Origin of the sequence: Agrobacterium sp. Azo12 (assembly GCF_029193765.2) — a bacterium.
GTDB lineage: Bacteria > Pseudomonadota > Alphaproteobacteria > Rhizobiales > Rhizobiaceae > Agrobacterium.
Window position 1 is genome coordinate 1,305,472 of the sequence record NZ_JARFYO020000001.1, and the last position, 12,814, is coordinate 1,318,285.

The window sequence follows — 12,814 nt, forward strand, 5'->3', positions numbered from 1 at the left end:
TTTCCTGAAAGACTGGCCAGCACCAACATTACCGATTTTTCATGCAGCAGACACCTGATTGTAAGGTGAGAGCTCCTATATCTTCATCATCCACCGCTTCCCGCTAACGGGCTCCAGTTTGAATGATGAAAGAAGGTACCTCCATGCTGAAGAATTTAACCGGACGCATTTCCGTAAACACCGCGCTCAAGACATCAACTGTTGCGGGTCTGGCTGCCGTGATGCTGGCCACCGGTCTCCCACTCCATGTTGGTCAGTCCTTGGCTGCCCCAGTCGAGGTTAACGCGCCGCAGGTTGCAAGCTTTGCAAACGTGGTTGATGCCGTTTCCCCGGCCGTTGTTTCGGTGCGTGTGCAGACCAATGTCCAGCCAGCCTCTGACGACAACAGCAACTTTTCCTTCAACTTTGGCGGTCGTGGTCTCGACCAGCTTCCTGACGACCATCCGTTGAAGCGTTTCTTCCGTGAATTCGGCGGCCCAACACCCGGTGACCGCGATCATGCAGACCGCGCACCGAACCGCCGTGGACCTGGCAAGGGCGCACTTCGTCCAACCTCGCAGGGTTCCGGCTTCTTCATCTCTGAGGATGGTTACATCGTCACCAATAACCACGTTGTCGATGATGGCGCTGCCTTCACCGTCGTAATGAATGATGGCACCGAATATGATGCCAAGCTGGTCGGTAAGGACAGCCGGACCGATCTGGCCGTGCTGAAGGTCGATGTGAACCGCAAGTTCACCTATGTTCAGTTTGCCGATGACAGCAAGGTGCGCGTTGGTGACTGGGTTGTCGCCGTTGGTAACCCGTTCGGTCTCGGCGGTACGGTCACCTCGGGCATCATCTCTGCCCGCGGCCGTGACATCGGTTCTGGCCCATACGACGACTACCTGCAGATCGACGCTGCGGTTAACCGCGGTAACTCCGGTGGTCCTGCCTTCAACCTCAATGGTCAAGTTGTCGGTATCAACACCGCGATCTTTTCGCCATCCGGCGGTAACGTCGGTATTGCCTTCGCTATTCCGGCAGCCGTCGCCAAAGACGTCGTTGCTGACCTGATGAAGGACGGCAAGGTAGAGCGCGGTTGGCTCGGCGTTCAGATCCAGCCGGTCAGCAAAGACATTGCGGAATCGCTTGGTCTGTCCGAAGCAAGTGGTGCTCTGGTCGTTGCACCACAGGCCGGCTCGCCTGGCGACAAGGCTGGCATCAAGCAGGGTGACATCATCACTGCCGTCAATGGCGACACCATCAAGGACGCCCGCGATCTGTCCCGCAAGATTGGTGCATTGGCGCCAAACACCAAGGTTGAAATCTCCCTGTGGCGCGACGGCAAGTCTCAGCCCGTCACCGTAACACTGGGTGACCTTTCCAGCGATGAGGCTTCCCCGACAACGCCAAGCACCTCGCAGGGCAATGAACAGCAGCCATCCAGCGAAAAGGCACTTGCAAGCCTTGGTGTGACGGTCGCTCCGGCTGAAGATGGCAAGGGACTGAGCATCACGGACGTTGATCCGGATTCCGATGCCGCAACCCGTGGCCTCAAGACCGGTGAAACGATCACCTCCGTCAACAACCAGCAGGTCAGCTCTGCGGCTGATGTGGAAAAAATCCTTGAACAGGCCAAAAAAGACGGCCGCTCCAAGGCTCTGTTCCAGATCCAGACCGAAAACGGCAGTCGCTTCGTCGCTCTCGATATCGATGCTGGCTAAGCCCGTTTGAACGTGTGCCGGGGCGTTCGTGCCCCGGCATTTCCTTTTCAGGAGGTTTCTTATGGATATCAAGCTTCAGGATACCACTGCCTCAGCTGTTTCCAGTTGTGCGGAAAAGGCGGACGGCGCTAATGTGCCGCACATGAAGATTCTTGTTATTGAAGACGACCTTGAAGCTGCGGCCTACATGACCAAGGCATTCCGCGAAGCCGGGATTGTGGCCGACCATGCCAGTGATGGCGAAAGCGGCCTGTTCATGGGCTGCGAGAATACCTATGACGTTATGGTCATTGACCGTATGTTGCCGCGCCGTGATGGCCTGTCGGTCATCAGCGAGCTGCGCCGTCGGGGCATTGAAACACCGGTTCTTATTCTTTCGGCTCTCGGCCAGGTCGATGACCGTGTCACGGGCCTGCGTGCCGGCGGTGACGACTACCTGCCGAAGCCTTATGCATTCAGCGAATTATTGGCTCGTATCGAAGTGCTTGGGCGCCGCAAGGGCAAGCCTGAACAGGATATGGTCTATCGTGTCGGTGATCTGGAACTGGATCGCCTGTCCCATGACGTACGCCGCAACGGCAAGGAAATCCTGTTGCAGCCCCGTGAATTCCGGCTGCTTGAATATCTGATGAAGAATGCCGGTCAGGTCGTCACCAGAACCATGCTTCTGGAAAACGTCTGGGACTATCATTTCGACCCGCAGACCAATGTGATCGATGTGCACGTATCCCGCCTGCGCTCCAAGATCGAAAAGGACTTCGAGAAGCCTTTGCTGAAAACCATCCGCGGCGCGGGTTACATGATTAAAGACGAAGGGTAAGCCTGCATTATGGCTGGTTTCTGGCTTCTTCAGAGATCGACGGCGGTTCGTCTTTCTGCGCTTTACATTCTTCTTGTTGCCCTGTGCGCGGCATTTCTTGTTTTCTACGTTACAGCGCTGTCCGAACGTCTGCTAAACCAGCAGACGAGAGACTCGCTGGTGCAGGAAGTGCTTGAGGTCCAGCGCGCCTATGAGCGCGGTGGCATCAACCCCATGCTGCGCATGCTCGAGCGGCGTGCGCGCCAGCCGGGCGCCAATCTCTACGTGATCGCTGGCCCCAATGGCGAAATCCTTGCAGGCAACGTTGCCTCGGTGCAGCCTGGTATCTTCGACAAGGAAGGCTGGACCGGATTTCCGTTCCGCTACCAGCGTTATTCGGAAAGTGGCGATAGCGTAAAGCATCTGGCCGCAGGCCACGTATTTTTCCTTGATAACAGCATGCGGATCCTGATCGGCCGCGATCTGGGTGAACCCACCAAGCTGCGTCTGCTGGTTCGCAATGCGCTGATGGTGGCACTTGCCATCATGGGTATTGGTGCACTGGTCATCTGGTTTGCCATCGGGCGCAATGCGTTGAAGCGTATCGACCGCATGTCTGCCGCCAGCAAGAAGATCATGGCGGGTGATCTGTCACAGCGTCTGCCGGAGGGTCGCTCCGGTGATGAATTTGACCGGCTGTCCAGTTCCCTCAACGCCATGCTGGGACGTATTGAAAAGCTCAATGAAGGCCTGCGCCAGGTCTCTGACAATATCGCCCATGACCTGAAGACACCGCTGACGCGCCTGCGCAACAAGGCTGCTGACGCGCTCGGTAGCCCGGATGACGATAGTCGTAAGATCGCGCTTGAAGGCATTATCGGTGAGTCCGATCAGCTGATCCGCACCTTCAATGCACTGCTGATGATCTCTCGTGTTGAAGCTGGCTCAATCGCCGCCGAAATGACGGAAGTGGATATTTCCGCCATCGCGGCCGATAGCGCCGAACTCTATGAGCCGGTTGCCGAAGAGGTCGGGCTGACCTTGATTTCAGAGGTAGAGCAGGGCATCTCGCTGAATGGTAATCGCGAACTTATCGGGCAAGCTTTGACCAACCTGATCGATAACGCCATCAAATATTCCGCAGAAAGCGATGGCGAAAAACGCATTCGTGTCAGCCTTGCCAAAAAAGACCAGAAGATTGTTCTCTCCGTCAGCGACGACGGGCCGGGTGTTCCCGCCGATAAGCGTGGTGAGGTGAAAAAGCGCTTCGTCCGTCTGGATGAAAGCCGTTCCAAGCCCGGCACTGGCCTTGGCCTGTCACTGGTGGAAGCGGTGATGGAACTGCATGGCGGCACATTGGAACTGTCTGATACCAATCCTCTCGGTGCGGCATGTCCGGGGCTTACTGTTTCGATGGTCTTTCCCGTTTCAAATCCCTAAACTCCCGCCATTGAACGATACTAAGCCGATTCCATTTGCGTGGAACCGGCGGCAGAAAAGTATCGACAAGGGAGAGAGACATTGCTGCAGGACAAGACAACGCAGAACCGGCTGGATGCTGTCGCGGCGGATATCATCCGTCCCTACACGCAGACGGAGCTGAAATCCGTTTTTTCCATTTTAAAGGACATCGCCAAAAATGAACCGGCCGTTGCCAGCCTTCTGGCGACTGAGATGCCTTTAAAAGACTTTATTGCCAATGCCTTCACGCTCTCGCCCTACCTGCGCGATATGGCGACCATGGATGACGGATTGCTGACTTTGGCAATCAGTGAGCCGCTCGACGCCACGCTACAAAAGCTTGTCGATGATGCACGCAATTGCTGGCGTGCCGATGCAGAAGGTGCTTTCCCAAGCGAAAGCGACGTGATGACACGGCTGCGCATTGCCAAGCGTCGATTGTCCTTCATCGTTGCCCTAGCCGATCTCGCCCGTATTTATACCGCCCGTGACACGGTGCGCTGGTTAAGCGACATGGCCGATGCGGCCCTGTCTGCCGCTATCGACTTTCTGCTACTGTCGGCCCATCAGGCGGGCAAGTTGCAACTCAGCAATCCCGATGCGCCATCGGAAAAATCCGGCCTTGTCGTGCTTGGCATGGGTAAACTCGGTGCGCGAGAGCTTAACTACTCCTCCGATATTGATGCGGTGATCTTCTTTGAACCATCGGCCGGTATCGTGGCGGATCCGCTTGAGGCGACTGAAACCTTCGGGCGCCTGATGCGCCGCCTTATCCGCATCATGCAGGAACGTACCGGTGACGGTTATGTCTTCCGCACGGACCTGCGTCTGCGTCCTGATCCAGGCTCAACGCCGCTTGCCATTCCGGTTGAGGCAGCTCTTCTTTATTACGAGGGCAGGGGACAGAACTGGGAACGTGCCGCCTATATCAAGGCACGGCCGGTGGCGGGCGACATCAAGGCAGGTGAGAACTTCCTGCGTGAACTGACACCCTTCGTGTTCCGTAAATATCTCGATTACGCCGCGATCGCCGATATTCACTCCATCAAGCGGCAGATCCATGCCCATAAGGGCCACGGCGCTATCGCCGTCAAAGGCCATAATGTCAAACTTGGTCGCGGTGGTATTCGCGAGATCGAGTTTTTTGCCCAGACCCAGCAATTGATCGCCGGCGGCCGCATGCCGGCCCTTCGCGTTCGTGCCACCGAACCGGCGTTGAATGAGCTGACCACGGCGAAATGGATTGATGCTGATACCCGCGACGAGCTGATCGATGCCTACTGGTTCCTGAGAGAAATCGAACACCGCATCCAGATGGTCCGCGATGAGCAGCTTCATACACTGCCGGACAGCGAGGCTGAACTGAAGCGCATTGCCTTCATGTTTGGTTTTGCCGACACCAAAACATTTTCCAGCCGATTGGAAGAGGTGCTGCGTCGGGTCGAAAAACAGTATTCCGAACTGTTCGAGCAGGAGACTCGTCTTTCCATCGGTTCGGGCAATCTGGTGTTCACCGGCCAAAAGGACGACCCAGACACATTGCAGACCCTCAGCAAACTGGGCTTTGAACGGCCACAGGACATTTCGCGTGTCATCCGCACATGGCACAATGGCCGCTATCGCTCCACGCAGTCGGTTGAGGCACGCGAGCGATTGACAGAACTGACACCGCAATTGCTGAAAGCCTTTGGCGAAAGCAAACGCGCCGATGAGGCTTTGCTGCGGTTTGACAACTTCCTGTCCGGCCTGCCAGCCGGCATCCAGCTGTTTTCGCTGCTCGGTAACAATCCCGCCCTGTTGTCACTGTTGGTCACTATCATGTCGTCCGCGCCGCGACTGGCAGATATCATTGCCTCGCGTCCGCATGTGTTTGATGGCATGCTCGATCCCGGCCTGATGAACGATATTCCGACACGTGAATATCTGGCAGGCCGTATGGCTGGCTTCCTGGCGCCTGCCCAGCATTATGAGGACATTCTTGACCGGTTGCGTATCTTTGCCGCCGAGCAGCGTTTCCTGATCGGTGTGCGGCTTCTGACAGGCGCGATCCGTGGAGAGATGGCGGCACGAGCGTTTACACACCTTGCGGACCTCGTGATTGAATCAGCCCTCAATGCTGTTCTGGAGCAGATAGAGCAGGCGCATGGCCGTTTCCCTGGTGGTCGCGTGGCTGTGCTCGGTATGGGGAAACTCGGTAGCTTCGAGCTGACTGCAGGCTCCGACGTCGACCTGATCCTGCTCTATGACTACGATGACAGTGCAACCGCATCTGACGGCGAAAAACCGCTGGATGCTGTGCGTTATTTCACCCGCATCACCCAGCGGCTTATCGCTGCGCTGTCTGCGCCGACGGCAGAGGGTGTCCTTTATGAAGTCGACATGCGCCTGCGCCCGTCCGGCAACAAGGGGCCGGTGGCAACGCGTCTTTCCGCTTTCGAAAAGTACCAGCGCGAGGAAGCCTGGACCTGGGAACACATGGCACTGTCACGCGCCCGCCCTCTCTGCGGTGACCCAAGCCTGAGACTGGATGCAGCAACCATCATTCGTTCGATCCTGTCGCAGAAGCGCGAAATCAGCAAAATTGCCGCCGATGTAAAGGAAATGCGCACGCTGATCGAACAGGAAAAGCCACCGGCTGACATTTGGGATCTCAAGCTGATCCCCGGTGGTCAGATCGATCTGGAGTTCATGGCGCAATTCCTGCTGCTCGTCACCGTCACCAAGGGGCAGGAATTGCCGCTGCTTGGCCAAAGCACCTATGACGTGCTGGACGCGCAGGCAGTTGGGGCGATGGAGCCGTCAGCCTTTGACGATTGCCTGAAAGCCATGCGGCTATGGACGGCGTTGTCGCAGATCATCCGCCTGTGCATCGATAGCCGTTTTGAACCGAAGGAGGCCCCGGCGGGGCTGATCGATCTGGTCTGCCGTGCAGGCGAATGCCCAGACATTGCAACGCTTGAAGGTGAAGTGAAGCGCCTGTCGAAAACTGTTCGGAAAACCTTCAATGCGTTGGTCAAGAACGGTGGATGACAGTTGCATCCGGGTCAATGCAGCCTGCATCCACGTGGCTGGACGTGAGGGATAATCAGGGTAACGACAGTGCCCTTGCCCTCGCAGGAGCGGATCTTCATCGTGCCGCCATGCAGGTGGACAAGCGAGCGTGAGATTGCCAGGCCGAGACCTGAGCCGCCCTTGCTTTTGGCGTATTGGCTTTGCACCTGTTCAAACGGCTGGCCGATCTTGTGCAACGACTTGGTGGGAATACCGATGCCCGTATCGGCAATCGTCAGCATCAATGCACCCTGATGGACATGGGTGCGTAGGGCAATTCGGCCACCTTCTTCCGTAAACTTCACCGCATTCGAGAGAAGATTGAGGAAAATCTGCTTCATGGCGCGGCGATCACCCGTCATTGTCAGGCCGGTGCAGATGCGCTGTTCAATTGAGATGCTCTTCTGTTCGGCCTGAATGGAGGTCAGGCGCAGAGCTTCATCAATTAGTGGCGCAAGGTCGATATTTTCCGGGTTGATACGCATATGCCCGGCTTCGATCTTCGACATGTCGAGAATGTCGTTGATGACATTCAGCAGATGTTTGCCGCTGTCGTAGATGTCATGAGAATATTCCTGGTATTTCGGCGATCCGACCGGACCGAACATCTCGTTCACCAGAATTTCCGAGAAGCCGAGAATAGCATTCAACGGCGTGCGCAACTCATGGCTCATATTGGCAAGGAATTCTGACTTGGCCTTGTTGGCCGCTTCGGCGCGGTCTTTTTCCGCCTGGTAGTTGGCGTTTGCCAGAGACAATTCAGACTTCTGTCGTTCAAGCGTGTGGCGGGAGGCTGAGAGGTCGCCAATCGTCGCCATCAACCGCTTTTCAGAATCACGCAACCGTTCCTGATGGCGCTTGAGAAGGGTAATATCGGTACCAACCGAAACGAGGCCACCGTCACGGGTCCGGCGCTCATTGATCTGCAGCCAGCGCTCATCGGCAAGCTGTACTTCTGTTGTACGGGAAAGACCGGACTGGTCGCCATCGGCAATACGTCGTTCGACAACAGGGCGCGCCGCCGCAGCGTTGACAGCGGAACGTTCGGTGCCGGGAATAAGGACGCTATCTGGCAGACCATAGGCCTGCTGGAAGTGGGCGTTACACATCACCAGGCGGTCATTTTTATCCCAGAGAACAAAGGCTTCAGAGGTACATTCAATCGCATCTGCAAGGCGCTGGTCAGCTTCCGCATAACGTTGCGCCAGACGATGCTGCTCAGTCACATCCATCACAATGCCGATGACATGGGTACGGCCGGTCACGGTGCGGATGACCTGCGCGCGGGCGCGCATCCAAACATAGTGACCTTTTGCGTGTTTGATCCGGAAAATCTGGTCGATCTGGTTAAGTTCGTGTCCGGCAACAGCACGGGCAAGTGCGTAGAGATTGCCGTCCTGAGGGTGCATCATGCGGGCAACGTCGCTGAACGATAGCGGCTTGTTGCGCGGCGGCAGTCCGAGCATCTCATAAAGCGAACTGGACCAGAACATGCGGCGGTTGGCGAGATCGAAATCCCACAGACCACAGCGGCCGCGCGACAGCGCCGTATCAACGCGCAGATTGGATTCCAGGAAGATCTCGTCGGCTTCACGCGCCCGTTTGACCTGCATGTAATAGGCATAAAGGATCACAATGAGGATCGAGGAAATGCCGGCGAACAACGTGACGTTCATGGCAATTTCCTGCCGCCAGAACGAGCGGATGGACTCCAGCGACTGCGCTGCAATCACCATGCCGCCCTCGGTGCCGATTGGCATCATCGTGGCGTAATGTGGCGTGCCGTCAATATTGGTCTCGATCGTGCCGGGTGCGCCGGCAAAACGGCGCACAATTGCAATTTCCGGCAGGAGATTTGTCAGGCTGGTGCCGATATAGATCGAAGAGGCCACGCTGGAAGTTGCAAAGACTTTGCCTGAGGCGTCAGACAGCAAAACGAAGGTATCGCCACCCATGCTGCCTTCGGGAAATGCGGCAGAGAGTTTCTGTTCAGCTTGCAGGCGGTTCTGAAATGAAAGCGGGGCGGCATTTTCAGACAATACGGAGCGGGAGGTTATGGCGATTAGAGCCGTGGACTGCCGGGCGGCATCGTCCATTCGGTTATACTCTGCCATGATGCCAAGCGTGCGTGACGCAGCGACCACAACGAGGAAGGCTGTGATGAGTATGGGAATGAGACGCTTGAGCGTCGTCTCCACCTGCGGCAGCTGACGCGGAGATCCGTGAACCAGCCCTATCAAATTGCTTGATAGCTGCTCGCTCCAGACTGAAAAATCAGAAAATTTGGCATACGGTCGCTCATCGCCCGCAGTCGCCCGCCGCACGTTCGTCATTGTCCCGCCTTGATGTCCCTCGATTACAGCGCCGCGCCATTCATGTCGCAAATCAGGACGCTGTCACAATTTGAAAAGCCGCATAGCCCACTCTCAAGATCTGTTCAGATCCCCAAGACCAATGCGCTGATCCAAAGCACCGCCGCTCGAATCTACCCTAATGAATCAAAGGCTTTGTGTGTTGTCCAGAGGCTTTGGTTAAAAGATTATTAACCCCTTGAACCGACTCAAGGTTTTTTACTCTTGTCTGCGGTCGGTTGCGAAATGCTGTTTTAAAACAAAAAAGGCCGGAGAAGCTCCAGCCTTTTTTGCAAAAGAAACTCTCAATCAGCCTTTGAGAGTCCTCTCAACGATGTCACGCACATCAGTGGAAAGCGCTGGTGCGTGCTCAATTTTCATCAGGGCAGAACGTGCCTTGTCAGCCCGGCCGGCCTCGAGAGACCGCCATGAGCGCATGCATGTCAGAATACGCGCAGCAAGCTGCGGGTTTTTCTTATCGATTTCAATGATCTGCTCGGCAATGAAAGCGTAGGCTTCACCATCAGGGCGATTGAAACCGGTGGCGTTTGCAAAGGCAAAGTTGCCGACAAGCGAGCGAACGCGGTTCGGGTTGCCTGCAATGAAGTGCTTCGACTGCATCAACTTCTTTACGCGGTCCAGCGCGTCGTGGCCGGGAATGGTGGCCTGAATGGCAAACCACTTGTCGATAACAAGTGCGTTGTTGGCAAAGCGTGTTTCAAACGATGCCAGCGCTTCTGCGGTCTCGGTCGCCGCAGGAAAGCGGTGCGCAAGGACGGTCAGGGCATGGGCAAGGTCAGTCATGTTGCTGGCAGTGCGGAAGGCTTCTGCTGCCCGTGCCGGATCTTTTTCGGCGTAAGACAGGTAGAGCAAAGCACTGTTGCGCAGGGCACGGCGTCCGGCACTGGCTGCATCTGGCGTAAATTCGCCTTCGGTGCGCATGTCTTCCGCCAGGCGGACAAAGGTCTCCTGGCCACCCTGCGCGATGATCGCCAAAACTTCGCCACGTGCTTTGTGAATGGCGTCGGGATCATTGTCCCGGCCAAGTTCACGGGCAATGTCGGATTCACTTGGCAGCGCCAGCGCCTGCGCTCTGAAGGCAGGTTCCAGACTGTCGTCGGATGCGATTTCCAACAGCGCGGTAATCAGGTCCGGTGCAAAGCTGACAGCCTTGCCCTGTTTGACCGATGCCACGGCTTCAATCAGGTTTGGCAGTGCAAGGTCGGTAATCGCCTGCCAGCGCGAGAACAGGTCTGCGTCATTGCGAGCAATATGCACGAGGTCGGCAGGTGTCTGGTCGAAATGCAGGTTGATCGGTGCTGAGAAGCTGCGGTTAAGCGAAACAACCGGGCGAGGCGAAATGCCGGAGAACACGAACGTCTGCGAGCGCTCGGTCAGGTGGATCACGCCGTTGGAAAACTCGCCACCCTCGACCTGTGTCGGCTCGGCAATCTGGCCATTGTCCAGCAGCAGCGCGGTGCTGAGCGGAATATGCATCGGCTCTTTGTTCTGCTGACCGGGTGTTGGCGGAGTTGTCTGCTCAAGAGACAGGGTAAATTTATTCGCTGCCGCGTCGTAAGCAGTGGATACGCTGACAAGCGGCGTGCCGGCCTGACGGTACCACAGCGAAAACTGTGTCAGGTCACGACCGCTGGCATCTTCGAAACATTTCACGAAGTCTTCGACGGTGGCGGCATCGCCGTCATGACGTTCGAAATACAGGTCCATACCCTTCTTGAAACCATCCTGACCAAGCAGGGTGGCAATCATCCGGGTAACTTCGGAGCCCTTTTCATACACCGTCGTCGTGTAGAAATTGTTGATTTCGCGGTATTTCTCTGGACGAACGGCGTGTGCGAGCGGTCCGCCATCTTCCGGAAACTGCTCCGCTTTCAGGTGACGCACTTCTGCAATACGCTTGACGGCGCGCGAGCGCATGTCGGCCGAGAACTCATGATCGCGATAAACGGTCAGGCCTTCTTTCAGGCACAGTTGGAACCAGTCGCGGCAGGTAATACGGTTGCCCGTCCAGTTGTGAAAATATTCGTGGGCGATGATCGCTTCGATATTGGCGTAGTCCGCATCGGTGGCGGTCTCAGGATCGGCCAGAACGTATTTGTCGTTGAATACGTTGAGACCCTTGTTCTCCATCGCGCCCATGTTGAAGTCAGACACGGCAACGATCATAAAAATATCGAGATCGTATTCGCGGCCGAAACGGTCTTCATCCCACTTCATCGAGCGCTTCAGCGCATCCATGGCGTAGGTGGCGCGCGGCTCCTTGCCGTGCTCGACGTAGATCTTCAGGGTAACTTCACGGCCAGACATGGTTGTGAATGTATCTTCCACAACGCCGAGATCGCCTGCGACAAGCGCAAACAGATAGCTTGGCTTCGGGTGTGGGTCGAACCAGGCTGCGAAATGACGGCCTTCGTCGTAATTGCCACCACCGAGAAAGTTGCCGTTCGACAGCAGTAGGGGATTACCCTCTTTCTGCGAGATGATGGTGATCGTGTAAGGTGCCAATACATCCGGACGATCCGGAAAATAGGTGATGCGACGGAAGCCTTCTGCTTCACACTGCGTGCAATAAATGCCGCCAGTGCGGTAAAGGCCCATCAACTGGGTATTGGATGTCGGGTTGATATAGTTGGTGACGCAAATCTCGAACGGTTCGCTTTCCGGCAGATCACGGATTGTCAGGCTTTCCGGAGTTGCGTCATATTGTGCAGCAGGAACATCGATCTGATCCAGAAGCAGACCGGACAGAACAAGCTCGTCACCATCCAGTACCAGCGGCGCTTTTGCATCGACGCCTTCGCGCCGGTGAAAAATCAGACGCGCTTCGACTTTGGTGTTTTCAGGGTCGAGTTCAAAGGTGAGATCCACCCGTTCCAAAACAAAATCTGTTGGGCGGTAATCTGCCAGGTGAACGATCTGGCCCGTGTCTGTTCGCATGACTATTCCTGAATGAACTTATGTCTGCCGCTACCGGACATCATGGAACATGCCGCCCGAATGTAAAATTAATTTTGAGATTCACAATCATGTGAAAGGCGAAAAACATAATGTCCTTCGTAGTAGCTGCCAGACAATCTGTTCACGGAAAACCAGTGAATGTGCCTCGCATTGGCACATATTCACATCAAATGTTGAACGATTACTGAAATTATGTCTTTGCCCGAATAATAATTTGGCAAATCTATATGGACGAGTAAGTCGAAGCAGACTTGACCTCTCAGGTAGCAAGTTCTTCGCGAAGCTTACTTCGTTTTCACTGTGTTGGCGGAGACAATATCCTGGCCATAGCATCGAACGTATGTCGCGCTGGAAAATGCCTTGAAAGCGACGATCAAAACACGCGCCGCAACAGTTGCCGTAAATTTCCAAGCCTATTCATGGTTCGATAACACGTTTTGATGAAAGTGCGATCAAATATGGGTTAT

Annotated in this window: 6 protein-coding genes; 4 read left to right on the forward strand and 2 right to left on the reverse strand. The window is 55.7% G+C overall.

Features of this window, described 5'->3' with window-relative positions:
* The first annotated feature begins 143 nt into the window (after nucleotides 1-143).
* From PYL13_RS06000 to PYL13_RS06015, 4 genes are all read left to right on the forward strand, one after another.
* Complete coding sequence (locus PYL13_RS06000) at nucleotides 144-1,706, forward strand: Do family serine endopeptidase (RefSeq protein WP_192487337.1); 1,563 nt, start codon at nucleotides 144-146, stop codon at nucleotides 1,704-1,706.
* A 61-nt stretch (nucleotides 1,707-1,767) separates the two neighbouring features.
* Nucleotides 1,768-2,526 (forward strand): response regulator transcription factor, encoded by a 759-nt coding sequence (locus PYL13_RS06005; protein ID WP_275640749.1) that lies wholly within the window; start codon nucleotides 1,768-1,770, stop codon nucleotides 2,524-2,526.
* Between the two features lie 9 nt (nucleotides 2,527-2,535).
* Nucleotides 2,536-3,945 carry a sensor histidine kinase gene (locus tag PYL13_RS06010; protein ID WP_275640750.1) on the forward strand — a complete coding sequence of 470 codons (1,410 nt, stop codon included), beginning with the start codon at nucleotides 2,536-2,538 and terminating at the stop codon, nucleotides 3,943-3,945.
* Nucleotides 3,946-4,026: 81 nt separating this feature from the next.
* Nucleotides 4,027-6,996, forward strand: coding sequence for a bifunctional [glutamine synthetase] adenylyltransferase/[glutamine synthetase]-adenylyl-L-tyrosine phosphorylase (locus PYL13_RS06015; protein WP_441296627.1), 2,970 nt, complete (start codon nucleotides 4,027-4,029; stop codon nucleotides 6,994-6,996).
* Nucleotides 6,997-7,010: 14 nt separating this feature from the next.
* Here the strand turns inward: PYL13_RS06015 and PYL13_RS06020 are convergent, their stop codons facing one another.
* Together PYL13_RS06020 and pepN are read right to left on the reverse strand one after the other, a co-directional pair.
* Nucleotides 7,011-9,350, reverse strand: a complete 2,340-nt coding sequence (locus tag PYL13_RS06020) for a PAS domain-containing sensor histidine kinase (protein WP_250983027.1) — start codon at nucleotides 9,348-9,350, stop codon at nucleotides 7,011-7,013.
* 327 nt (nucleotides 9,351-9,677) lie between these two features.
* A complete protein-coding gene (gene pepN / locus PYL13_RS06025) occupies nucleotides 9,678-12,326 on the reverse strand; it encodes an aminopeptidase N (protein ID WP_275640751.1) in 2,649 nt (882 codons plus the stop codon).
* Nucleotides 12,327-12,814: the final 488 nt, after the last annotated feature.